Below are 23676 nucleotides of genomic sequence, written 5' to 3' on the forward strand. Positions count from 1 at the left end.
ACGAGGTGAAAAAAGTGGCTTTTTTGAACATGTTTAATAAAGAAAAAGAGAGACCGACAGCTGCGACAGCGGATGATCGTTTATCTTTGGTGCTTAGCTACCAACGATCCGATATTGATGAGCGTAAATTAAAGAAGTTTCAGAGCCGTCTGGTTGAATTGTGCGATGAATTTGGCTATGACGTGGTTGGACAAGTGGAAATTCGTCCTCAATCCAGGGATTGGGATAATATGACAGTTTTAAATGCAAGCATCCCGGTTCGCCTGCGTGGAAAATGAGGCTGAAATCGACCATGGTTTTCGATTTTGATTTTTAGGGTATAAATAAGCATGGTGTTTCAATATTTGCTCAAGCTCATTTCCATTGTTGGGAAAGAGGTGTAAATTCTTTGAAAAATCAATTGCAAGAAATCAAAGATAAGTATCGCCTAAAGCAAGAAGAGTATAAGGAGGCAGTGGAGAGGCACGAGTTTTTGGAGCAAATTCGAATCAAGGAAGAACTGGAAAGCTTACGTGTAGAATGGAACCAACTAATGAAAAATACAGGATGATACAATGTATGGCGCCACTTGGCGCTTTTTTATTTATTTTGTTGTCCATTATAAGGAAAGAGCATTCCAGAAATTCACTTGAATGTACCCAGCCAAATCAAAGCATGATAAGAGTACCATCCATAAGGAGGTGAAACGAGAATGCAACAACAACAACAGCAACGTGAGCGTAACACCAACCAACTGCTGGTTGCCGGTGCGTCTCAAGCTTTGGATCAAATGAAGTATGAGATTTCTTCCGAATTTGGTGTACAACTGGGTCCTGACACCACTTCCCGTGCCAATGGTTCTGTTGGTGGAGAAATCACAAAACGTTTGGTTTCCATGGCTGAACAACAACTGAGCGGTGGCATGCAGTAATCAAGTGAATAACTGGTTACCTGGACAGCGGTTTTCCGCTGTCCTTTTACATATAAAGAAAGGATCTAAAGCTTTTTTATCGAAATATTTGCATTAGATATTCATATTTCCTAATTGAGAGGATGTGATTGGATATGGAAATACCTGAATATTATAACATGTCTCAAGATGTGGACCGGCATGCAACCAATCCTCGTAAAGTAGCCGTTCGTTGGGAGAATGACCAAGGTGAGCAGCGTGAAGTAACTTACCGGGAGTTGAAAACCGCTTCAGATCGGATGGCTCAGGGATTTCTTCAAAAAGGGTTGAGAAAAGGGGATCGGATCATGATCCTTCTCCCTCGCATTCCCGAAGCTTATATAGTTTATTTGGCCGCTCTAAAAGCGGGGCTTATTGTTTTACCCGGATCTGAAATGCTTCAACCAGGGGACATTACTTATCGTATCCAGCATGCAGAAGTCAAGGCGGTGGTTTTTGACGGTTCTTTACAAGATCGGGTTGAGAAAGCGGTATTGGATTGTTCTTCTTTACAGTGGGGATGGATTCATGGGCAAAAAACGGAGCGCTGGGAATCTCTTTCTAGACTTGGTGAAAAGGCTGAAAAGATCGCTCTTCCTCAAACCCGAAGCGATGATATTGCCTTTATTTCCTATACATCGGGAACAACAGGAGGTCCAAAAGGAGTGATTCATCATCACAGTTGGGCCATTCCCCACCAAAAAGTAGCAGCACGTGAGTGGATGGATATTCAAACAGAAGATACCGTTTGGGCTACCGCCGGGCCGGGGTGGGCGAAATGGGTGTGGAGTCCGTTTATTTCCACATTGGGAAGTGGTGCAACATCACTGGTGTTTCATGGTCGGTTTAATGCCCGGCGATATCTTGAAATCATGGAAACGTATCATGTAAATGTACTTTGTTGTACTCCTACAGAATACAGATTGATGGCAAAAGTGGAGAATCTGGAGGATTACAAACTGTATTCTCTTCGCAGTGCTGTCAGTGCAGGGGAACCCTTAAACCGGGAAGTGATTGATACGTTTCGCAAATATTTTGGTGTAACGGTCAGAGACGGGTATGGTCAAACCGAAAACACATTGCTGGTTGGAACAATGAAGGATATGAAAGTAAAACCGGGGTCGATGGGAAAACCTACTCCTGGAAACCGGGTGATTCTGGTTGATCCCGAAGGTCATCCTGTCCCGGAAGGTGTTGTGGGGGATATAGCTGTTCACCGAGACTCTCCGGCCCTCTTTAAGGGGTACTATCGGGACGAAACCCGTACGGCGAATACGTTTCGCGGTGAATGGTATATAACGGGGGATCAAGCACGTCGCGATGAGGACGGTTATTTCTTTTTTGAAGGAAGGGCCGATGATATTATTATTAGCTCAGGTTATACAATCGGTCCGTTTGAAGTGGAAGATGCTCTTGTCAAACATCCTTCTGTACAGGAGTGTGCAGTTGTGGCAAGTCCCGATCCCATCCGGGGAGAGGTTGTGAAAGCGTTTGTCGTTTTAAAAGATGGAAAAACAGGTTCAAAAGATTTGGTAAAGGAACTTCAGGAACATGTGAAAAATGAAACAGCGCCATACAAATATCCACGGAAACTGGAATTTGTACAGACTCTCCCCAAAACGATGAGTGGAAAAATCCGCAGAGTGGAGTTGAGACAGCAAGAGTTGAAACAGAAGAAAGGGAATCCTTGAATGCTACCTGTTCAATGGGGTATAATCTGGGGGAATCGCTGAGAAGGAGCCGACGAAGCAGATGCGTATTTTCCCCCATGGAAACATTATAAATTTTGAGGCTTCAATCCGGGAAATGACAGCTCCCGAACTGGAACGCTTGATGCAAAACTTCATATCTAGGAATACTCCCGTTATGACAGGTCTTTTGGATATGAGTGATCAAGCTGTTTATGTATACGGGAATACGGAAACAATAACATTGGATGAAGAATCAGACCGGGTTGAAATGATAGCTTGTTCAGAAGAAGGAGAGAATCGGATTGTCCGCCCATTTTCCAGTCTGGAGATCAGTCATGAAACACACTTTGATATTGAAGATCCGGATCAAGGGGTGATAAGATTTCCGGTTTTTTATGTATCTTTTTCCAAGGGAGAAAAAGATACCGGTGAGGAAGAAACCGTCTTTTTTGCTCCCAAAGAGATTGTCTCTTATCCATTGGATTGTGTGGTTGAATTTTGGAACCAGATTGGGGAACTGGGTCGGGATGTTCAATTTCACCCTGGAGGCTGTTCGATCTCTTCAGATTTCAGGAAATCGCTCAAAGGAAAATGACAAGCTGTCAGAGTTCACTATATCAGATGGACAGGCTGTTGACTCCGACTGTCAACAGCTTTTTTCTGTATCATCCGCTCCTGATTGTAATGATTGTCTGATCCGGTTGGGGGGAGGATAAAAGAAGGCTCCACCTGTTAATAAGAGAAAAGAAGGAAGCAAACGGAACAGGAGTGAATCTTGGTGTCAAACAAAAAAAAGAACCCGTTTGTCATGGTTCTCTTTGGAGGAGCAGGAGATCTTGCGAAAAGGAAATTATTTCCTGCGCTTTATGGACTTTATCGAAACGGATTCATTCATGAACATTTTTCGGTTATTGGATTGGGACGTTCCCGGAAAGGGCAAGAAGAATACCGGCAGATTGTTCGCCAATCGGTGAATGAGCATTTTCGCATGTCCGTAAACGACCCGGAAGAACTGAACTCATTTTCGATGAAGTTTGATTATATTTCGCTGGATGTTCACGATTTGGATGGATACCAAAGATTAAGGGAGTGGTTGGAAATCCGGGAAAAAGAGGTGAATATCCCTGTAAATCGCCTCTTTTATCTAGCGATTTCCCCCAAACTGTTTGGGCAGGTTTCCAAAAACCTGAAAATAGCGGGTCTTACAGAAGGAAACGGATGGAATCGCTTGGTCATCGAAAAGCCTTTTGGTCATGATTATGAATCCGCAAAGGAACTGAACAATCAAATTCGAACGTCCTTTGCCGAAGAAGAGATTTACCGAATTGATCACTACTTGGGAAAAGAAATGGTTCAGAACATCCAGATGATCCGTTTTGCTAATACGCTCTTTGAAAACATGTGGAACAACCGGTACATCAGTAATATTCAAATTACTGCCAGTGAAACGGTGGGGGTGGGAGATCGCGCCCAATACTATGATCATGCTGGAGCTCTGCGGGATATGGTGCAAAATCATATTCTCCAAATGGTAACACTGGTGGCGATGGAGCCTCCCAGTCGACTGAAACCGGAAGCGATTCATGATGAAAAAGTAAAGGTGCTTCGCTCCCTTCGCCGATGGAAAAATGAAGATGTGCTTCAAAACATGATCAGAGGCCAGTATACGAAAGGGTTCATCGGTGGTCAACCGCTTCCGTCCTATCGGGAAGAAGAGGGGGTTCAAAATGACTCCGTCAATGAAACGTTTGTGTCAGGCAGACTGTTGATTGACAATTTTCGTTGGTCCGGTGTTCCCTTTTACATCCGAACCGGAAAGCGGATGTATCGGAAAGAAACAGTGGTTGTCGTTCAATTTAAAAATGTGCCGGATAATCTTTATTTCAATAAAAATAATGCATTGGAACCGAATCTGTTAATTATAAATATCAATCCAAAAGAAGGTCTCTCACTTCAGATCAATGCGAAACAACCGGGAACAGTGAGTGAAGTGGTTCCCATAAGAATGGATTTTTGTCATGATAGTAAGGAGGGATTGCCAGAAGCCTATGAAAGCTTGCTTCATGATGCAACGGAAGGGGACAGAACTTATTTTACGCATTGGGAAGAAGTGGCGCTTGCCTGGAAATTTATTGACCCGATTCGAAAAGTGTGGGACGGACTGGATGAGTCGACTCTTTCCTATTATGAAGCGGGTTCAACCGGTCCAAAAGAGTCGGATCTGCTTCTGAAAAAGGAAGGGTTTCATTGGCATGATTTGGGTGAACAGCATGGGTCTAGCAAATGAATGGGAACAGAAGGGGGAAGTCACCAATGGGTTATCAGGTCTATGATGTATCCATGTCGATTCATGAAGGAATGCCTGTTTACAAGAATAAACCGGAAAAAAAACCGCTGATTCAGGTGGTTCAGGACTTTGAGACAAGCCCTGCCAGGGAATCCCGAATTCAGTTGGATGTTCACACCGGAACGCATGTGGATTCACCATTGCATATGCTGCCTGATGGTGGAACGATGGAGACATTAAATATTGAAAAGTTGACAGGCACCTGCCGTGTGTTGGATTTGACGGAAGTGAAAAACGGTATTACGCGTTCAGATTTGGAGGGCAAAGGAATTGAAAAAGGGGATTTTGTCCTTTTAAAAACACGAAATTCCGACAGCGAATCGTTTGATTTTGAGTTTGTCTTTCTGGCTGAAGATGGTGCCTCCTATTTGGCATCTTTAGGTGTTCGGGGAGTCGGGATTGATGCACTGGGTGTGGAACGGAGCCAGCCGGGCCATCCGACCCATAAAATTTTGTTCAAAGCTGGTGTGCTCATTTTGGAAGGACTGCGCTTGAAGGAGGTCCCAGAAGGAGAGTATTTTATGGTAGCGGCTCCGATTAAACTGAAGGACACGGAAGCTGCACCGGCACGGGTTCTTTTGTTTAAAGGACTATCCGTAACAGGATGAGCGTCAAGTCCGATCGTTTTTTATACTCATTTTGTCATGAACCTCACCGCCCATTTGGGCGGTTTTTTCATGTCGCCCATTTTGTACTGTGTTGGGTGATTGTCCTGTGCAAATCCGGGCGAGTCACATACATCTAGGATGTAAGGGTACGAAATAGAGGAGGGTCTTTCCATGGCTAGTTCAGGACCGACAAAGAAAGATTTTGCTGACTTAATCAATCAGATGATGGGACAAAATGTCGTCAATAGTCAATTGCTGGACCAAGTGTTGAAAGAAGCCAAAAAGGGATATCATCAACAAGGGTTGGAAGGCTTTTTTGAATATATTCGTAACTTAACAAATATTCCATTAAGCAATACGGAATTGAAACAGTTGATGGATATTGTTATTGGTGCAGGGACCCCGGATCAAGCACTCAACCATTTAGTCAATCAAAAATGGATCTCGAAAGATAAAGCGGAAACCATTGAACGGAAAATTGGTTCCCAAGGGAAGAGATAGATTGGAGATATCGATAAAACAGAGTGGGCTCTCTGAGCCCACCATGTAAGTTATTTACGACGCTTTTTCGCTTTTTTGTTTTTTAACACTTGATCCACGATTTTTATCATACCGGGGGCATTGATCAGATCATATAAACTGTCTCCATCCTTTGAAAACGGTTTGGGAGTCGATGTATTCTCTTTATCGCCCTTTTGGTTGTTGATCGACGGACGCTTGGAATCAGGTGACTTAGACGGTTGTTCTCCTGAAGAATTGGGATTCATTTTGGAAATGGACTGGATAAATTCCTCAAATACCTTTTCATTTTTCATAGCATGGCTCAAGTTTGTCATTGCGGCCAACCATTGTTCCATTTTTGCGCTGGCGGAGGAAATTTCGCGGGAAAGGTTCCGTATTTCTTCCATCCGTCCGGTTATGGACGCTTCTTCAGAAGTAAAAGGTGTTTGGCGAGGAAATTGACGTTTTCTTCGATTATAGATTCTGGATTGTTTCAAATGTACCACACTCCTCAGATGCGATTTGCTCTCATAGATTATTCCATTCCGGTCTTAAAAGTGAGATAAGGAGTTGAACGGAAGATGCCGAATCCAGATTGGTTTCAAAGATCATTCCCCAAATTCAGGAAGGCAAACAGGATTCGCAAGATTTTTTATTTGAGAAATTTCAGCAATGTAAAACGGTGTATTCGACAAATCCAACGGTCTGGGGGAAGACCTGTACGTGTTCTTCCGCATTTAGGGATCATTGTCGGGGAATTCCCAGAGAAGAAGGATGTTTACAGTTTGGAAAGACATCCTGATGTGGTTCACTGGGAAATGGACTCCCATGTGAATATTACGGACCCATATGCAGGAGAGATTATTGAAGGGACTACCCAGCATCTTCCATGGGGCATCCGGGATGTGGGTGCCAATAAGGTGTGGCCTTATACAAAGGGTCGGGGAGTTAAAATCGCAGTGATTGATACTGGGATTGACAATGAACATCCTGCCATTAAAAAAAACTACAGTGGTGGAGTCAATATCTTGTCTCCGATGTTTACCCCCCATGATTACAACGGACACGGAACGCACGTAGCCGGTACGATTGCAGGACGGGCGGAGGCTATGAATGTCATCGGGGTGGCTCCGCGGGTACATCTCTATGCAGTTAAGGCATTCAACCGGAAAGGAAGTGCAAATCTTTCCGATCTCCTCAGTGCCATCAACTGGTGTATCGAAAATGAGATGGATGTAGTCAATATGAGCTTTGGAATGGCAAAAGTGAGTGATAGCTTGGGGCAAGCCATTCAAACTGCTTATCGAAAAGGAATTGTGATGGTGGCCGCAGCTGGTAACCAAGGAACATCTGATCATGTCGATTATCCAGCACGATTTAATGAAACAATTGGGGTGACGGCCACCACCAAGGACGGATCAATTGCTTCCTTCAGCAACACAGGGAAAGAAGTGGATATAGCGGCTCCTGGAGAAAAAATTTCTTCCGCTTGGTTGAATACAACGATTCGGGACATGAGTGGAACTTCGATGGCCGTTCCTCATGTAAGTGGAACAGCGGCTCTTTTGCTATACCTTCGACCGGATCTGACTCCAGATCACGTAAAGGATTTGATGATTCAAGCGACAACACCAATCAAGGGCTGTTCTGATTACGGAAAATTGAGTTCCTATCGCTCAATCCAATACCTTGCATACAATATGGGTCGATTTATTCCTTAAACCAGTTGGAGTGCATTTGGGCAATGCCTGCACCTTGTGTGTTGGAGGGAAGTTGGAGACTTTTTGCTGAACGGATCAAGGCTTGCTTCACCTCATTTGGACTCCAGTCCGGATGTTGTGTCAGTAGAACAGCGGCCATGCCGGCTACAATCGGGGTTGCCATGGATGTTCCGGAAAGCGTAGTGTAGTGGCGGTTCATCCGGCTGTCTGGGGACATTTTATCAATATAGGAACGTGCAACGCGCAGGGAAGTAATATTGCTTCCGGGGGCTACAATATCCGGTTTTGTTATCCCGTCCGGGGTGGGTCCGCGGCTGGAAAAAGGAGCGATACTATCATCATTTTTGTTGGTTGTCTTTTTATCATCGATGGCTCCCACAGTGATAATCTGAGGATGGATGCCTGGACTGGAAATGGTCCTTGGTTCCGGACCATCATTTCCGGCAGCGGCAACCACGATCATACCGGAATCCCAAGCTTTTTCCGCAATCTGTGCTACGGGGTCGTCTTGATAGGAATCATTGGTTTGGCTTCCAAGCGATAAAGAGATCACTCGGATATTGTATGTTTGCTGATTGGCAATACACCATTCCATGGCGGCAATAACATCTGAGAGATTTCCGGACCCGGTTTTACCAAGCACTTTCACTCCCACGATTTTTGCCCCAGGGGCAGGCCCTTTGTATTTTCCCTCTGAAGAATAGCCATTTCCTGCAGCACAACCAGCGCAGTGTGTCCCGTGTCCATTATCATCGTAAGGCTTTGTTTTTCCTTTTACAAAATCCTTGAAAGCAATAATTCGTGAATTCGGCTTCATCAAATCGGGATGAGGGTGAACTCCAGTATCTATAATTGCAATTCCAGCTTTTTCTCCAGTGTTTTCGTGTGACCAACCCATCGGGGCATTTACTGTGGAGGAAGCAGTATCCAACAGTGCATAGACTTTACGATCCAGATAAACTTTTTTTACTTCAGATAGATTCATCATTTTGTGCAGTTGAGTCAGGTTCAGTTTCATTTTAAATGTATGAATAGAACGAAAATAATCGACTGGAGAATACATGTTCTGAAGTGAATGTTCAAATTGAGAACTGACAGAGTTTTGATCCACTTGGACAAGGACAGGAACCTGAGTCATTCGATTTAAGAAAGACAACGAAGATCGATGAAGCAAACATGGAATATATCGGAGAATGTGTAACCGTTGAATCAATGAGGTGCGCAAAGAAGAATCCATTCTTTTTCCATGTTCACGAATCCACTGATAATGGGTTTGAGACATAGGTATTATCTCCCATCTATGAAGGTTCTTTTTTTGTAAAGTATGATTCATAGAAGAAGAGAGTCACCTCACCTGTCCAGTTTTAAATACAGGTGATCATTGACAAGGCGAGGTATATGGAATCCCAGACTCTATTTTCACACGCTTTTTTCTTTGCTGAGCAGTTAGAATGAGTCAGTTAATAACCTGGCGACACAAAATGGAGTTGTTATGTTAAACTTAAAATTGCCAATCGTTATGGACAGAGAGGCTGGAAAAGAATAAATGATCAGACCCAAATCAAAAACTGTCGGACACAGGGAGATGAATGTTCATCGCCTTCACGTCTTGTGGCTGATCGTTTTTTTATTGTTTGTGGCTTTGCTTCTTCGCCTTTCTTGGGTTCAATTGGGTGAAGGAGAAAAATTTTCAAAGATGGCAGACCAAAACAATTATAAGCAGATTCCCGTGGTCGCTCCCCGCGGGCGTATATACGATACAAACGGGAATCTTGTCGTGGGAAATCGATCCCTTTTTTCTGCCATTTATTTGGAAACGGATGAGGGAAAAAAAGAAAAGCTGCAAACCGCAAAAAATCTGGCTCAAACGTTGGAGATGCCAGTAAAAGACGTTTTGGAGAAGATGGACGTGGGACTGGATGTCAAGGGAAATACAGTTCCCAGAAATCAACCTCCCTACTATCCCAAAAAAATCAAGGATCGATTAACGAAAAAAGAAGTGGTAAAGCTTTCGGAAAAACCATCCGATTACAAAGGGGTAAATGTTTTTCTGGAACCCCTCAGGGAGTATCGTAAAGATACTTTTGCCGTTCAAACCATTGGATATGTACGTCCCTTTGCGGGGGCCAAAACATCCCTGGAAAGGTACAAAAAAGCAGGAGAAAAGTCGGATAACGGTGGATATCTCGACTGGGAGTCCGTTGGGGTGGACGGAATTGAATACAGTTTCCAAAACCAGCTTCGGGGTCAAAATGGGTACAAGGTGGTTCGCGTTAATTCCACTGGAAAACCGATTGAAGTGATCAAAGAAGTGAAACCTTTGCCTGGAAATGACCTAGTTCTTACTCTGGACGAAACCATGCAGCTGGAGACAGAAGCATTTATTGAAAAACAACTTCGTTGGTTGCGAAACGAAGCTCCCGGTCGCCACCGGGCTCCCTATGCACGGAATGCCTACGCAGTGGCAATGGAAGTCAAAACAGGAAAAATTCGCAGTATGGTGAGCTATCCCGATTATGATCCAAATATATGGAATGGAAAAGTTTCATCCAAAGACTATCAGCGATTGACGTATACCATGCGCAATGGAACGATTATGGAGGCCCCTTATGATGCCCGTTATGCGCAAAATCCGGAAAAGGAACATAAACGGCATCCGTTTTCCGTCCTTCCGCTGGGATCTACTTTTAAGCCAATGATGTCTTTAATGGCATTGAATGAAGGTTTAATAGGTCCCCATAGCGTTTTCCAGGACCCAGGCACATACTATTACGCCCCGGCCACTCCCCCTGTACGAAATTCAGGGAATCATAACTACGGTCTTCTCAATGTTCAAAAGGCTCTTCAGAAATCAGCCAATACCTTCTTCGCTTGGAATGCCAATAAATGGTATCGAGAAGAAGGAAAAAAGAGTTTGAAAAAATTCAAGGATTATACTCATCAGTTCGGCCTGGGAGTCCCAACACAGGTTCCTCTGAAAGGCGAACAGGATGGAACGGAGGATTATCTATCCATCGCTGATCACTACTCTCCTATGGGAGCGATGGTATTGGGGTCCTTTGGACAGGCCCAACGCTATACAACCATGCAGCTTGCTCAGTATACGGCTACATTGGCCAATGATGGAAAACGGATGAAGCCTCTTTTGGTGGAAACGGTTAAGAATTATAAGGGAAAGGTGATCAAAACCTTTGAACCGGAAGTTTTAAACCGTGCAAAAATCGACCCCATTCATTTTCAGACGGTAAAAGAAGGAATGGTTAAAGTGACCCAGCCAGGGGGGACAGCTTCCCGCTTGTTCCGGTCATTGCCTTTTCAAGTGGCTGCCAAGACAGGAACTTCTGAGCAGGATATTCCCGGCCGGGGTCGGGTGGAAAATTCAGTGTTTATCGCTTTTGCTCCAGCGAAAGATCCGGAGATCGCAGTTGCAGTTGTTGTTCCGGAAGGTGGATATGGAGGGATTGCTGCTGGGCCGATTGCTGAAAAGATGATTAAGTTATATTACCAGGAATATATGAAAAAATAAATTGTATCTTTGTCCCGCGATCAGGCGATTCGAATGGAAAGGAAAAAATCCCATCCCGCTATGCGCGGGATGGGATTCGCTGTCATTCATATTATTGTTGGTTTTGATTCTTTTTCGCTTGAGATTGCTGGTTCTGTTGACGAACTTTTTGAGCGTTCGTCTCAGTAGCAAACTCATTTTGAAATTGTTGCTGTTGTTGCTGCGGAGAAGCCTGAGCAGATTGGCGGTTTTGCTGGCGCACTTTTTGGGCATTGGTTTTGGCAGCGCCTTTGGGTTGATAAGCCATTTTTTTATCACCTCCGTGTTTAGTATTGTGTCCAGAATAAGGGGTTTCACTCGATACATTTATTGCCTTGGGAGGTATCATGAAGGAACAAATCTTAATGGCGATGATGAATGTTATGCCGAAAAAAACGGTTTCCCGCTGGATGGGGCGGTTTGCTCGTTCCCCGTTTAGCCGTCGGTTGATCCCCTATTTTATCCGACGCTTTGACGTTGATTTGTCTCAAGTGGAAAAACCGATCTCTCAATATCCCACCTTACTTGACTTTTTTGTTCGAGGTCTGAAAGAAGGTTCAAGGCCGGTCGATTTGGATTCCACATGTGTTGTAAGCCCTGTGGATGGAACCGTTTCCCAGTCAGGGACCATTGAAAACGGGACACTTCTTCAGGCCAAAGGGGTCACGTATACTCTTGAGGCGCTTCTTGGGGGAAACCAAGAAAAAGTTGAGAAGTTTTCAGGAGGTCAGTTTGTTACGATTTACCTAAGTCCAAGAGACTATCACCGAATCCATCTGCCGATTCGCGGGAAGGTAAAAGGATTAACATATATACCGGGAAGTCTTTTTCCGGTTAACCCCTTTGGTGTTCGTCGCATTCCGGGGTTGTTTGCCCGAAATGAACGGTTAATCACTTATTTGAATGGACCGGTTGATGAAATGGCATTGGTAAAAGTGGGAGCTACGAATGTGGGAAGTATCCGGGTGGTTTATGATAAAGAGATATATACGAATCGCCGAGGGAAAAAAGTGATTGAAAATCGCACGTATGTAGATTTAGATGAAATGGAAAAAGGGGAAGAATTGGGGCGCTTTGAATTTGGTTCCACAGTCATCCTGCTCTTTGAACCTGGGAAAATCGAATGGATCGACACACTTGTTCCCGAAACCCAGGTCCGTATGGGTGAACCCATTGCACGGATTCTCCAGTAAGGGTGGAGCAAAGGAGGTATTCCGGTTGTTTCAGCACACACAATTGCCTTTTCGACGTTTTAAATCTTATTTTCCGGTGGTAACAGGAATTCTTATTATACAGGCCCTTTTGTTTCTGTTAATGACATTCAGTGGAGGATCGACAAATGTTGAAGTGCTTTACCGCTTTGGGGCTTTGGTATATCCACTTCAAGGTGAGTGGTGGCGATTAATCGTTCCGATCTTTTTGCATATCGGACTGACTCATTTTTTCTTTAACAGCTTTTCCCTTTATATTTTGGGTCCTCAACTGGAGTGGTTATTTGGTCGTGGGCGGTTTATCTTTTTATATCTGTTGACAGGGATTGTAGGGAACTTGGCAACCATTTATTTAAGTGTTCCTGGAATCAGTGCAGGAGCATCCGGGTCGATTTACGGGTTATTCGGGGTCTATGCCTACTTGGTTTTATTCAGAAGGGGAGCGATGGACCCGAATACAGGGAAAGGATTTTTAGCGTTGATTGGAATCAACCTCCTTCTCAGCTTTTTTGTTCCGTCCATTAATCTGATCGCTCACCTTGGCGGTTTGGTATCTGGATTTTTATTGGCAGGTCCGTTGCTTCGCAGGAGAAAAGGCATTTGAGGAAATAGGAATATCCACTGAAGTTTTTACCTTTTCACTTCTTCAGTAAATCGAACGAAGTTTGGTTAAGCTATGCTTGGTGAGGCCATATGAATTTATTTGGAGAAACAAATCGTTTGGATCGCCCGGCATGGCTTCTTTTGGTGATTAGTGGTTTGTTTGCGGTATCCACCGCAATGTCCAATACGTTTGTCAATGTGTATCTGTGGAAGCTGAAACAGGATTTTTCCGTCATCGGTCGATTTAACCTGGCCAGCTATCTGGCGATGGCTGTTACGTTTGTACTTGCCGGTCGTTTGGCGAAAAAGGTAGACCGTGTGATCGCAATCCGGGTAGGGGTGGCATTACAGGCTTTTTTTTATTTGTCTGTACTGCTTCTTGGACCCAAGGCGGTAGAGCAGGTCCTTTTTTTGGGGATATTTTTAGGTGTGGGTTCCGGGTTCTACTGGCTTTCGTACAATGTTCTGTACTTTGAAATCACGGAAAAGTACAATCGGGATATTTATAACGGCATTAACGGATTTTTGACTTCCGCCGCAGGTATTTTAGCTCCGGTGATCTCAGGCTGGATCATTACAAAAGTGGATCATTTTACCGGTTATCGGATCATTTTTGCCTCTTCCTTAGGGGTATTCCTGTTAGCTGTCGTTGTCAGTTTTATGTTGAAGCGACGAAGTGCTCATGGGGATTATGAGTTGGGAAGAATCATCCGGTTGGCATTGGATCGCAGCAACCATTGGTTTTGGGTGAATTTGGCAATGATTGCTCAAGGGACACGTGAAGGATTATTCGCTTTTTTGATCAGCCTGTTGATCTTTGTGGCGACGGGAAATGAATTGGCTTTGGGTGGATATCTTACGGCGTCTTCTCTTGTCGCCCTATTTTCCTATTTTGCAGTGGGTCGGTTGATGCGAATAAGCTGGAGAGATGAGAGTATCTTTCTGGGTGCAGCGATGTTGGGAATCGTTGTCATACCACTGATCTGGGACGTAAACACTTGGACTTTGGTGGCCCTTGGCGTAGGGGCGGCGCTCTTTTATCCTGTTTATATGGTTCCGTTGACATCGGCCGTATTCGATGTTATTGGTGAAACCCAAGAAACTGCCCGTCTACGGGTAGAATATGTGGTTGCCAGGGAGTTGGCACTTAATGTGGGGCGTGTCATAAGCGTCAGTACGTTCCTGTGGTGGATTGAGAAAGCTCCCAACCTGACTCAGCTGAGATGGTTGTTGTTGCCCGTAGGATTTATCCAGCTTTTTGCCTGGCTTGCAATCCGTCGGGTGCCGCTGTTGGAAAAAGAGTAAGAGAATGGGTTTGTGCTTAAAAGGAGGAATCGATGATGAGGAATCGTCCAAAAGTACTTGTCAGCCGAAAGATTCCTTTCAAGGGGTTAAGTCTTTTGCGAGAGTATTGTGAAGTTACCGTTGGGGCTGAAGATCGGATGCTGACCCGGAAAGAGCTGCTGAAACTGATAGAGGGAAAAGATGGGGTCTTGTCCATGTTGACTGATCAGATGGACAAGGAAGTGATGGATGCCGCACCGGATTTAAAAGTGATCAGCAATTATGCAGTGGGATATGACAATATAGATATAACGGAAGCAACCCGGCGCGGTATTTCCGTCACGAATACCCCGGATGTATTGACGGATGCGACAGCAGACCTCGCTTGGGCTCTTTTAATGGATGTCGCTCGCCGTGTAACGGAAGGCGATCGGTTAAATCGGAAAGGGAAATGGAAAGAATGGGCCCCGATGTTTCACTTGGGAAAAGAAGTGACCGGATCTGTATTGGGCATTGTGGGTTTTGGTCGGATTGGTCGTGCAATGGTTAAACGGGCTTTGGGATTTGATATGGAAATTGTCTACTTTTCCCGGACTCGATTGAGTCCAGCAGAGGAACAGCGCTTGGGTGTTCGCTACCTTTCCTTTACAGATCTTCTGCAACACGCCGATTTTGTATCGTTACATGCTCCATATACAAAAGAAACACACCACCTGATCGGGGCGGACGAACTTTCTCGGATGAAAGCGACAGCTTATTTGATCAATACATCCCGTGGAGGGCTGATCGATGAGAAGGCTCTGCTGACAGCGCTTAGGGAAGGGAAGATCGCAGGTGCAGGGCTTGATGTATATGAAATGGAACCCCAGTTGACTCCGGGGTTGGAAAAATTGGAAAATGTCGTCTTGGCTCCTCACCTGGGCAGCGCCACCCGCGAAACCCGGGAGCTTATGGCATGGCGGGCTGCCAAAAATGTATTGGCTGAACTGTTTGATGATATGGGTCAATCAAACCGGGTCAATTGAAAGTGAATAAGAAGAAGGTTTTTTCTGAAGCCGTAACGAAAACAAATGGGAATCCTTGAATCATGTACATAAAAAACGGGTTGGCTCCGTCTTCACTTTTACGGTGGAAGGATTTGTGATAATATATCTCTCAGTCATCTTTTTTGGATTTGAAAGGATTGTTTGGCTAAGGATTATAAATTAAGCATACAATGCAAGGTGTCATTTCTAAATGTTGTTGTGAAAGGGATTGCAAAAAGAAAATGGTGACATTGTGTCTTCTCAAGGAGGAATCGGTATGACACAAAAAAAAGAAGTTCTTCTTACGGAAGAGGGCTTGCAAAAAATCAAGGAAGAATTGGACACATTTAAAACAAAACGCCGCCAAGAAGTAGCGAATCGATTAAAAGAGGCGATCGCTCAGGGGGATTTGAGTGAAAACGCGGAGTATGATGCAGCAAAAGAAGAACAGGCATTTGTAGAGTCCAGGATTGTGACACTGGAAAACATGATTCGAAATGCCAAAATCATTGATCAGGACAGTCAGAATAAAAACTTTGTCAGTGTTGGAGCCAAAGTAACCATCCAAGAAATCCCTGATGGTGAAGAGGAGACTTATACCATTGTGGGGAGTGCTGAATCAGATCCATTGTCCGGAAAAATTTCTAATGAGTCTCCGATTGGAGCTGAACTGATTGGGAAAAAAGAGGGAGAGATTATTAAAGTTCCTGCTCCTTCTGGAACCATTGAATTTAAAATTGTATCCATCAATTGAAGCGAGTGCCGTCACAAATCTGTGACGGTTTTTTCTTTTGTTATACTGGATGTTCCTTTTTTTGGCTGTATGGTATTCTGGACATGAACAGGTATAGAAGGGATGGTTTGATGATACATTTTCCCGCTGCCGATATTTTTATTGGAGGATATGAAAAAGAGGAACAACAACCTCATCCATTTGTGGCCATCGATTTTGACAGCCTAGATGAAGCGGAAAGTGCCATTGATCGACTGAACCAGTTCCATGACCTGGGTCTAAAAATTACTCCTTCCCCTGAAGGGGAACTTCAAGTGAAAATTTTTTCTGAATCAGGGGTGATTTGCGAAGAGGAGGTTTGGAAGGATGAGATGTGGTTGATTTTTATGCAATATATTCAACAGGGAGAAAATGTTCTTCTAGGTGTCTCAGTGGATCGGGATATCCTACAGAATAGCCTAACCTCATTACCATTGGAATCGGTTTGTATTAAAATGTAGAGTGTTGAAAGAAAAGAGACTTCATGGAGACTGCTGACAAAGAGAATAAGAGGGGAATTTCCGGAGGAGCACATTTCCGGCGACAGGACAGAGATGCGGAAACGGATATCACCCCTTCGCCACTTTGTCATGAACCTCCTTCACGGTTTCTTTTCTGGTGATACAATATGTTTGTTGGAAAAGACGGCCTGTTCCACGAGGCCGCCCTTTTCAATTTAAGAGAAAACGCGATTGACCAATTTCACCAGTGAAGTTAAACATATCAGTTGGATGAGGTGAGTCATCCCGGTGAAAGCTTTTACCTTTATACACACATCTGATCTTCATCTTGACCTTCCGATTAGAGGATGGAAGGGAAGCACAGAGGAATTGTTGCTTCGTCAGCGTGAATACCGACAAACGTTTGAAAGAATTATCCGTTTGGCAAAGGATCGTCAAGTTCATTTCTTATTGATCAGCGGAGATTTTTTGGAACATCAAACGATTGCCTGGTCCACAGTGAAATGGATTATGGACCAATTTCATCAACTTCCTGCGACCCGTGTATTCATTTCCCCTGGTAAAAGTGATCCTTGGATTAAGGATTCTTTTTATCGAACATTGGATTGGCCAGAGCATGTTCATATTTTTACAGATAAGTGGGAAGAGCTCGTCTTTGAGGAATACTCTCTTCGTATCATAGGAAAAGGAAAGGGAGAAAACGTGTCGAATGTTGCGCTTCCCGCATGGGTTACTGGTCCTGCCGAAGAAGAACGGAGAATGATGATCACTTACGGGGATGTTAATGAAGCGGATCTTGTACCTTTGGAGTTGGATTATGTTGCTTTAGGTCAAAACCATCAACGAAATGTGTATCAGTTGGACAACACCCGAAACACGGTTGTTTGCCATCCAGGATCTCCTGAAGGGATCAGTTGGAAGGAAACCGGGGAACGGACAGTGACTTGGGGCCAGTTTGATTCCGATGGTCTGACCATAGAGCACCTTCCCATTCAGACGCGTCGCCTTGAAAGGATTGAGGTGGATGTTACAGCTTGTAAATCGATCGACGAAGTGTTAGAGAAAATCGTCCAGAGCATTCCGGAGAGAAAAGATCGGGAAGTCTGTTGGTGTTTGAAAATTACTGGCCGACGGGACCCTGGTCTGATCCTTCATCCCGACCAGGTTTCACAGAAGTTAAAAGAACGGTCCTTTTTTCATGTGGAAGTCCAGGATCAAACGACTATGGGTTATAACTTGGATCAATTGAGAAGTCATGGGGGGCTGCTGGGAGCTTATATTCGAAAAATGGAGAAGAAAATCAAAGAAGCTGCCCCTGAGGAACGCATGGTGCTTTATCGTGCTCTCGAACAAGGATTGGATGCGTTATTGAAGGAGGTGAAGTATCTGTGAAATTGGATCGCCTCTATGTTAGGGGGGCTGATCATGAGAAAAGTCGTGAGTTTCGATTCAGCCACGGAATCAATCTTTTGGAATTATCGGATGAAACAGATCGAAGGATATTCTTTCAGGGATTGAGTGCTCTTTTATATGGGGTAAAAAATCCACTTCAGAAGAAAGGGATTTACAGCCAAACAGGATTTGTTGGAGGTGAACTGGATTTTACCCTTGAGAATCGGTCATACCGCCTGGTCCAGTCTCATCATTCAAATGGGGAACAACCAAAGCTGTTGGACCTTGAGTCTGAAAAGGATCTGACGGACGAATTTCTTTTGGACGGGAAGGAACCCTGTCTTTTGAAAAAATTGACAGGATACTCCCCCAATCACTTGATTACCATGTCCCATGTCCATTCCAATCCAAGGTTAAATAATGACGAGATAGTGGAAAAAATACGGCAGTTGGCCAATCGGGGAGAAGAGACGAATCTTGATTCTGTATTGAAACATTTGGGGAACCGTATGCAACGGACGAGCGATTTTGACTCATCCTTGCGGTCTCAATATGAGAAACAAAAAGAGGAAGTATCCCATTTGCGGGAGCGCTACCAACGGCTTCGAGAGGATTATGTCCGGCTCAATCAAATGAAAAATGATATGGATTCTCTTCAAAGGCAACGATGTCGATTGACTCATCGTATAGAGCGCTTACAGGAACGGTTGAGAAAAGCGGAAAAAGTTGCCTTTCTTCAAAAGAAAGTGGATGATGTTAAGAATAAATTAGGGAAATGGAAAGAAATAGAGGAGCAAATTGCCCAATTGGAGAGGCGGAAAGTGGAAGCGATGCCACCACATCGGCTGACCCGTGAAGAGATAGATGAATTGCGGGAAATGATGGATAAAAAGAACGAGCCGAAAGAACAGGTGGATGCGATGAAAGAGAGATTGGATTCCCTTTCCAAAAAGATTGAGAAATGGGAAGAAGATCAGTCTGCGTTTCTTGGTGTGGATGAATCGCTGTTGGATACGTATTGCTCCAGGTTGGAAGAATATAGACGCTTGGAAGAGCGGTTGATGCCCCTCGCCTCTTATAACACGATGGAGGACCGTGTCAGGGGAATGCAGATAGAGAAAGACTATCATCGTCTTCATGAACTTCGTCAACAGGATAAAAAATGGCGGGAAATCAGGGAGGACCTGGACAGAAGGGTGAAGAAATACCGTCATCAACTGGAAGTGTTGGAGCGGGAAGACTTTTTGACGCGTATGGTTGCGGAGGAGTCTCCCCCTGCTCGTTCCAGTTCCCGTTGGCTGTGGATTACATGGATCAGTTTTATCCTTTCTCTTTTCGTTATCATCCCTTTGCCGTTTCTTGGACTTCCAGGGTTGGTTTTCGCTGGGATCTCTTTTTACCGCTACAGACACTTGTCCCAAGTGGACGCCCAGGTTCATCAAGAATGGCATGAGAGATATCAACGTTTGGAAAATGATCTTGCGCATATTCGACAGGAGCGGAGACACATAGAGAATCATGAGGGGTCATTGCCGGATCTTCATACATTGCGAGATCATCTTTCTGAAACAGAGAGGGAACGGAAGGAAATCAAGGAATCAATGGCTGCCGGGATGCATGAACGGGAAGTACTGCTAAACCGATGGAATGTCAAGTCCGGAGAAGATTTAGCAAAAGCCATGGATCGGTATCGACAAAAACTGCGTGAAAGGGAAGAAGCTCGGAAGGCGGATCGGGAAAACCGGGAACATTTAAAAAGAATTCGAGAAGAAGTGGAAAGCTGGGCGAAGGACTTTTGTGAACGTTTGGGACCCTTCCATCCAGAAACATGGTTGAAGGAATTGCAGAGAATCAGAGATGAAGCCCGGAACGTGCAAGAAAAGCTGCAACGGATGAAATTGGAAGCGGCTTCTCTTGAAAAGGAATTGGCACGTGTGATTCCTGAAATGGAGAATCGGAAACAAAGGCTGATTTATTGGAAGGAACGTTTGGGTACCGATCATCTTTCACAGTGGTCGGAATGGATACTCGCAAATGAGGAAGTCCAACGATTGGACGATCAACTGAGGATTCTTCGGTTGCAAAGTGAGAATGAATGGGAAAAAGAAAAAAGAAACCGTTGGGAGAGCGTGCTGAAAAAACTTCAATATCGATTGGATCAGAAGGCATCTGAAGAGCGAGAATCCCCTGAACGGATTTCCACGATGTTGACATCAGCGAAAGAGGAATTAGATGGTCTCGACTCTAAACATCAAGAAACAAAGACTGCCTTCATGCGTTTGAAGGAACAATTACGCACGTTGAGAGAGAATTTTTCTTCTTTGGCAGTTCAGGAAACGTTGTTGTTTCAGATACGGGAGGAAAAAAAGTGTTTGGAGTTGGAGCATCGGGCGCTGGAAACAGCTAAGGCGGTATGGAGTGAAACCGCAAACGAACTGCGGGAGGAGCTTTCTCCGCAATTGGCTCCTTATATCATCCGTTGGGTAGAGCAAGTAACCAATGGACGATACACCCATTTTCTGGTCGACCCTGCCAAAGGGATTGAAGTCAGTGTGTTTGTTCAGGATATGGGCAAGCGACAGCCGATTGAACGTTTAAGCCGTGGGACGCTGGATCAGTTCTATTTGGCGATCAAACTTGCTTTAAACAATTTTTATACAACACAAGGAAAAGACCCGTTGCCAGTGATTTTACACAACAGTTTTGTACATTTTGATGATCATCAGTTACGGGAATCTTTTCATATACTGAACAATTTTGCTTTGGATCACCAACTTATCTTGTGTACCGATCAAACCAGAGAACGTCCGATCCTGGAAGAGGAGGAGATCGATTTTACATATTACAATTGATAACAGGATTTTTCTTTCTATATTTTTGGAAATAACCGGCAAATCCTTTGTGATTTTTGCCGGTTATTTGATTATATGGGTTATCCGATTGTTTCATCCTTCATCCCGCGTATCCAGCTCTCGGTCTGGAGAAGGACCGATAAAAGGATTGTGTTCTCGATGGGGAGTGGATATTTTGCGTTCTCCATGAACGGATTTTTGAATGGATTTTTGTTGACGCATGTCTTCATTTTCAACCGAAGTGGACGGCAAACGCTGGTTTTGAGGTTTCATCAACCATTCTCCTTTTTAGAGTACTTCAGCGAACGATTATTCATAGGATTTCCTATAAAAACGAAAATCATGTACAAAGGCAAGAGGGTTTCTCTCGCAAGTTAAAGGTCTTTTTGATACAATTTAGCTATTGTATGGAAACAGCAAATGAATGAAATGATTTCTTCGTTACTTGGCTCCCGTTCTAAGTTAAAATTATCATGGAAGGGGGGGTGATTTTGAGAGAGTTTCTAATGAAACTGAAACCGATCCAAGATAGGGTGAAACAAAAAATTTTGGGTTGGTGGAACAAACGATGGGTCCGGAAAACAGTCTGGATTCTTGGGTCATTGATCCTCCTTTCTACTCTCACTTTTAATCTCCTCATCTGGACTCAAGATATCAGTGCCCTAGAAAAAGCAACTCCCCAACCAACGGTGATTCTGGACAGGAATGGGAAAATTGCCAGTAAAATCTCTGTTTCCAAATCAGAAGGGGTCGATATAAAAGAGATTCCAGAGCATATGATCCAAGCTGTAGTGGCGATTGAGGATCGTCGTTTTTACAGCCATTCCGGGGTGGATTATAAGGGGACTTTTCGTGCAGCATATACCAACCTTCGGGCCGGTTCTACGGTGCAAGGTGGTAGCACGATCACCCAACAGCTCGCTAAAAATATTTTTCTTACCCATGATCGAACCTATAAACGGAAGCTCAAAGAAGTTCTTTTGGCCAAAAAGATTGAACGGACTTATTCCAAAGATGAAATTATGGAGCTGTATCTGAATACGATATATTTTGGTGAAGGTGCTTGGGGATTGAAAAAAGCGGCTCAAACCTACTTTGGAAAAGAACCCAAGGAGCTGACTGTTGGTGAGTCAGCTTTGCTTGCAGGAATCATTAAAGCTCCTTCCACCTTATCTCCGTTTAAAAATTTTAATCAGGCGATGGTCCGTCGGGATGTGGTTTTGGATCGTATGGAAGCAGAAACGTTTATTGATGAAAAGAACGTAGCCAAAGCCAAGAAACAGGACATCGTTCTTGAAGGACAGGAATCAGATGACTATAAAGGTCGATATCCTTCCTATGTGGATGCAATGATCCTTGAAGCGATTGAGCGGTATGATCTGACAGAGAAAGAGGTTTTAAACGGGGGATTGCGCATTTATACAGAGTTGAATCCCCAAATGCAAAAAGTGGCTGAAAAGGTGTACAGTCAAAATGAACTGTTTCCTGAAGGCACCCAGGATCATATGGTTCAAAGCGGAAGTGTACTGGTAGACCCAAAAACCGGAGGCATTCAGGCGTTGGTTGGAGGGCGAGGGGAGCATGTTTTTCGTGGTTTTAACCGGGCCGTACAGCTGAAACGACAGCCTGGCTCCACAATCAAACCGATCTCTGTCTATGCTCCTGCTTTGGCTGAAGGGTATGGGATCGATGCCCGACTTGCAGATCGCAGGATGGAATTTGGTGACTATGCACCTGAAAACTACGATAAACAGTATCGTGGTGAGGTGACGATGTACGAAGCGGTCGTCGATTCACTCAATATTCCTGCGGTATGGTTGCTGAATCAAATCGGCGTGGAAAAAGGGATTCACTTTACAAAATCTCTTGGAATTCCTTTGACAAAGGAAGATCAACAGCTTGCACTCGCTCTTGGCGGCTTGAATGAAGGGGTATCCCCCTTGCATATGGCTCAAGCTTATGCCGCTTTTGCCAATAACGGAGTGATGGTGGATGCCCATACCATCCGTCGTGTGGAAACAGCGGATGGAAAACTGTTGGGGAAATGGTATAAAAAGTCGGTGCGTGTCACCACACCCAAAGTTGCCCAGCAAATCACCTATATGCTACGGGGAGTGGTGCGGGAAGGAACGGGAAAAAATGCCCGGATTCCTGGACGGTCCACTGCCGGGAAAACGGGTACAACCCAGCTTCCTGGCAGTCAAGGAAAAGGAGCAAAGGATCACTGGTTTGTCGGTTATACTCCCGATTTAGTGGGAGCGGTATGGATCGGTTATGATCAGACGGATTCTAAACATTATCTGTCCGGTTCCAGTGGGTCGACTGCTGCTTCTGTATTTCGTGAAATCATGGCTGGAGCACTTCAGGGGAAACCAGTCAAGCATTTTGATCTTTCCGAAGTAAAGTGGAAGAAGCCACCTAAGATTGAAAAAGAAGATGATGAAGCGCGAAGCAGAAAAAAAGGAAAAGATGAAAGTTTGAGGGAAAAATTGAAAAAAGAGTGGGAGAAAAAGAAGGACGAATGGAAAAAGGAACTGGATCAATGGATAAAGTGGTAGTGTTTCTGATCGATCATAGAGGGGATTTTGCCCCTGCAACAACCATTCGTGAGTTGTGTTCGGTTAGTGGCTTAGTCCGAAGGAGACAGAAATGACTTCCCTAGCGATGACCAGAAACGTCCTAAACGTATCAACCAGGATTCTTCTTTCTTTGATGAGTGATCCGGAAATGTGTTTG

Annotated in this window: 23 protein-coding genes; 19 read left to right on the plus strand and 4 right to left on the minus strand. The window is 44.3% G+C overall.

Features of this window, described 5'->3' with window-relative positions; all coding sequences use genetic code 11:
* Positions 1 to 14 precede the first annotated feature (14 nt).
* The 8 genes from FN782_RS07790 (at position 15) to FN782_RS07820 (ending at position 6075) form a co-directional block, all read left to right on the plus strand.
* Positions 15 to 278 (plus strand): cell division topological specificity factor MinE, encoded by a 264-nt coding sequence (locus FN782_RS07790; protein ID WP_142505218.1) that lies wholly within the window; start codon positions 15 to 17, stop codon positions 276 to 278.
* Positions 279 to 388: 110 nt separating this feature from the next.
* Positions 389 to 550, plus strand: a complete 162-nt coding sequence (locus FN782_RS16790) for a hypothetical protein (RefSeq protein WP_185956136.1) — start codon at positions 389 to 391, stop codon at positions 548 to 550.
* A gap of 141 nt (positions 551 to 691) precedes the next feature.
* Complete coding sequence (locus FN782_RS07795; RefSeq protein ID WP_142505219.1) at positions 692 to 910, plus strand: alpha/beta-type small acid-soluble spore protein; 219 nt, start codon at positions 692 to 694, stop codon at positions 908 to 910.
* 134 nt (positions 911 to 1044) lie between these two features.
* On the plus strand, positions 1045 to 2619 hold the full coding sequence (locus tag FN782_RS07800) for an acetate--CoA ligase (protein WP_142505220.1): 1575 nt from the start codon (positions 1045 to 1047) through the stop codon (positions 2617 to 2619).
* 61 nt (positions 2620 to 2680) lie between these two features.
* The gene (locus FN782_RS07805) at positions 2681 to 3214 is read left to right on the plus strand and encodes a hypothetical protein (RefSeq protein WP_221930166.1); all 534 of its coding nucleotides are present in this window, start codon (positions 2681 to 2683) and stop codon (positions 3212 to 3214) included.
* A gap of 183 nt (positions 3215 to 3397) precedes the next feature.
* The gene (gene zwf, locus FN782_RS07810; protein WP_425462694.1) at positions 3398 to 4906 is read left to right on the plus strand and encodes a glucose-6-phosphate dehydrogenase; all 1509 of its coding nucleotides are present in this window, start codon (positions 3398 to 3400) and stop codon (positions 4904 to 4906) included.
* Between the two features lie 26 nt (positions 4907 to 4932).
* Positions 4933 to 5574: a cyclase family protein gene (locus FN782_RS07815; protein ID WP_142505222.1), complete on the plus strand. Its 642-nt coding sequence runs from the start codon at positions 4933 to 4935 to the stop codon at positions 5572 to 5574.
* A 171-nt stretch (positions 5575 to 5745) separates the two neighbouring features.
* Positions 5746 to 6075 (plus strand): hypothetical protein, encoded by a 330-nt coding sequence (locus FN782_RS07820; RefSeq protein WP_142505223.1) that lies wholly within the window; start codon positions 5746 to 5748, stop codon positions 6073 to 6075.
* A gap of 50 nt (positions 6076 to 6125) precedes the next feature.
* Here the strand turns inward: FN782_RS07820 and FN782_RS07825 are convergent, their stop codons facing one another.
* Positions 6126 to 6572: a hypothetical protein gene (locus FN782_RS07825; protein ID WP_142505224.1), complete on the minus strand. Its 447-nt coding sequence runs from the start codon at positions 6570 to 6572 to the stop codon at positions 6126 to 6128.
* Between the two features lie 288 nt (positions 6573 to 6860).
* On the opposite strand from FN782_RS07825, the gene FN782_RS07830 reads away from it, so the two are divergent.
* Positions 6861 to 7796 carry a S8 family peptidase gene (locus FN782_RS07830; RefSeq protein ID WP_185956138.1) on the plus strand — a complete coding sequence of 312 codons (936 nt, stop codon included), beginning with the start codon at positions 6861 to 6863 and terminating at the stop codon, positions 7794 to 7796.
* Here the strand turns inward: FN782_RS07830 and FN782_RS07835 are convergent.
* Entirely contained in the window at positions 7786 to 9078 is a 1293-nt protein-coding gene (locus FN782_RS07835) for a S8 family peptidase (protein WP_142505226.1), read from the minus strand. The genes FN782_RS07830 and FN782_RS07835 overlap by 11 nt on opposite strands.
* 264 nt (positions 9079 to 9342) lie before the next feature.
* Between FN782_RS07835 and FN782_RS07840 the strand changes: the two genes are divergently transcribed.
* Positions 9343 to 11322: a peptidoglycan D,D-transpeptidase FtsI family protein gene (locus FN782_RS07840; protein ID WP_142505227.1), complete on the plus strand. Its 1980-nt coding sequence runs from the start codon at positions 9343 to 9345 to the stop codon at positions 11320 to 11322.
* Positions 11323 to 11413: 91 nt separating this feature from the next.
* Here FN782_RS07840 and FN782_RS07845 read toward each other — a convergent pair whose 3' ends face one another.
* The gene (locus tag FN782_RS07845) at positions 11414 to 11608 is read right to left on the minus strand and encodes a gamma-type small acid-soluble spore protein (RefSeq protein ID WP_142505228.1); all 195 of its coding nucleotides are present in this window, start codon (positions 11606 to 11608) and stop codon (positions 11414 to 11416) included.
* A gap of 79 nt (positions 11609 to 11687) precedes the next feature.
* On the opposite strand from FN782_RS07845, the gene asd reads away from it, so the two are divergent.
* The 8 genes from asd (at position 11688) to FN782_RS07885 (ending at position 20940) form a co-directional block, all read left to right on the plus strand.
* On the plus strand, positions 11688 to 12533 hold the full coding sequence (asd, locus tag FN782_RS07850) for an archaetidylserine decarboxylase (RefSeq protein WP_142505229.1): 846 nt from the start codon (positions 11688 to 11690) through the stop codon (positions 12531 to 12533).
* A 25-nt stretch (positions 12534 to 12558) separates the two neighbouring features.
* Positions 12559 to 13155, plus strand: a complete 597-nt coding sequence (locus tag FN782_RS07855; RefSeq protein WP_142505230.1) for a rhomboid family intramembrane serine protease — start codon at positions 12559 to 12561, stop codon at positions 13153 to 13155.
* An 89-nt stretch (positions 13156 to 13244) separates the two neighbouring features.
* Entirely contained in the window at positions 13245 to 14459 is a 1215-nt protein-coding gene (locus FN782_RS07860; RefSeq protein WP_142505231.1) for an MFS transporter, read from the plus strand.
* A 35-nt stretch (positions 14460 to 14494) separates the two neighbouring features.
* On the plus strand, positions 14495 to 15463 hold the full coding sequence (locus FN782_RS07865; RefSeq protein ID WP_142505232.1) for a 2-hydroxyacid dehydrogenase: 969 nt from the start codon (positions 14495 to 14497) through the stop codon (positions 15461 to 15463).
* A gap of 277 nt (positions 15464 to 15740) precedes the next feature.
* Positions 15741 to 16217, plus strand: coding sequence for a transcription elongation factor GreA (greA, locus tag FN782_RS07870; RefSeq protein ID WP_142505233.1), 477 nt, complete (start codon positions 15741 to 15743; stop codon positions 16215 to 16217).
* Positions 16218 to 16327: 110 nt separating this feature from the next.
* Positions 16328 to 16696 (plus strand): hypothetical protein, encoded by a 369-nt coding sequence (locus FN782_RS07875; protein ID WP_185956139.1) that lies wholly within the window; start codon positions 16328 to 16330, stop codon positions 16694 to 16696.
* A 288-nt stretch (positions 16697 to 16984) separates the two neighbouring features.
* Positions 16985 to 18088 carry a metallophosphoesterase family protein gene (locus FN782_RS07880; RefSeq protein ID WP_185956140.1) on the plus strand — a complete coding sequence of 368 codons (1104 nt, stop codon included), beginning with the start codon at positions 16985 to 16987 and terminating at the stop codon, positions 18086 to 18088.
* Positions 18085 to 20940 (plus strand): hypothetical protein, encoded by a 2856-nt coding sequence (locus tag FN782_RS07885; protein ID WP_142505236.1) that lies wholly within the window; start codon positions 18085 to 18087, stop codon positions 20938 to 20940. The genes FN782_RS07880 and FN782_RS07885 overlap by 4 nt, the downstream gene beginning before the upstream one ends.
* A 93-nt stretch (positions 20941 to 21033) precedes the next feature.
* Here the strand turns inward: FN782_RS07885 and FN782_RS07890 are convergent, their stop codons facing one another.
* Positions 21034 to 21213 carry a hypothetical protein gene (locus FN782_RS07890; protein ID WP_142505237.1) on the minus strand — a complete coding sequence of 60 codons (180 nt, stop codon included), beginning with the start codon at positions 21211 to 21213 and terminating at the stop codon, positions 21034 to 21036.
* Between the two features lie 212 nt (positions 21214 to 21425).
* Here FN782_RS07890 and FN782_RS07895 point away from each other — a divergent pair, with 212 nt between their 5' ends.
* Positions 21426 to 23498 (plus strand): transglycosylase domain-containing protein, encoded by a 2073-nt coding sequence (locus FN782_RS07895; RefSeq protein ID WP_425462695.1) that lies wholly within the window; start codon positions 21426 to 21428, stop codon positions 23496 to 23498.
* Positions 23499 to 23676 lie beyond the last annotated feature (178 nt).

The organism is Melghirimyces algeriensis (assembly GCF_900182565.1).
GTDB classification, from domain to species: Bacteria; Bacillota; Bacilli; order Thermoactinomycetales; family DSM-45169; genus Melghirimyces; species Melghirimyces algeriensis.

What these genes read in the sequence shown, in the direction of transcription:
- FN782_RS07795 (WP_142505219.1), top strand. Translation starts at nt 692, where the DNA reads ATGCAACAACAACAACAGCAACGTGAGCGTAACACCAACCAACTGCTG.
- FN782_RS07800 (WP_142505220.1), top strand. Translation starts at nt 1,045, where the DNA reads ATGGAAATACCTGAATATTATAACATGTCTCAAGATGTGGACCGGCAT.
- FN782_RS07805 (WP_221930166.1), top strand. Translation starts at nt 2,681, where the DNA reads ATGCGTATTTTCCCCCATGGAAACATTATAAATTTTGAGGCTTCAATC.
- FN782_RS07815 (WP_142505222.1), top strand. Translation starts at nt 4,933, where the DNA reads ATGGGTTATCAGGTCTATGATGTATCCATGTCGATTCATGAAGGAATG.
- FN782_RS07820 (WP_142505223.1), top strand. Translation starts at nt 5,746, where the DNA reads ATGGCTAGTTCAGGACCGACAAAGAAAGATTTTGCTGACTTAATCAAT.
- FN782_RS07835 (WP_142505226.1), bottom strand. Translation starts at nt 9,078, where the DNA reads ATGTCTCAAACCCATTATCAGTGGATTCGTGAACATGGAAAAAGAATG.
- FN782_RS07840 (WP_142505227.1), top strand. Translation starts at nt 9,343, where the DNA reads ATGATCAGACCCAAATCAAAAACTGTCGGACACAGGGAGATGAATGTT.
- FN782_RS07845 (WP_142505228.1), bottom strand. Translation starts at nt 11,608, where the DNA reads ATGGCTTATCAACCCAAAGGCGCTGCCAAAACCAATGCCCAAAAAGTG.
- asd (WP_142505229.1), top strand. Translation starts at nt 11,688, where the DNA reads ATGAAGGAACAAATCTTAATGGCGATGATGAATGTTATGCCGAAAAAA.
- FN782_RS07860 (WP_142505231.1), top strand. Translation starts at nt 13,245, where the DNA reads ATGAATTTATTTGGAGAAACAAATCGTTTGGATCGCCCGGCATGGCTT.
- FN782_RS07865 (WP_142505232.1), top strand. Translation starts at nt 14,495, where the DNA reads ATGAGGAATCGTCCAAAAGTACTTGTCAGCCGAAAGATTCCTTTCAAG.
- greA (WP_142505233.1), top strand. Translation starts at nt 15,741, where the DNA reads ATGACACAAAAAAAAGAAGTTCTTCTTACGGAAGAGGGCTTGCAAAAA.
- FN782_RS07875 (WP_185956139.1), top strand. Translation starts at nt 16,328, where the DNA reads ATGATACATTTTCCCGCTGCCGATATTTTTATTGGAGGATATGAAAAA.
- FN782_RS07890 (WP_142505237.1), bottom strand. Translation starts at nt 21,213, where the DNA reads ATGAAACCTCAAAACCAGCGTTTGCCGTCCACTTCGGTTGAAAATGAA.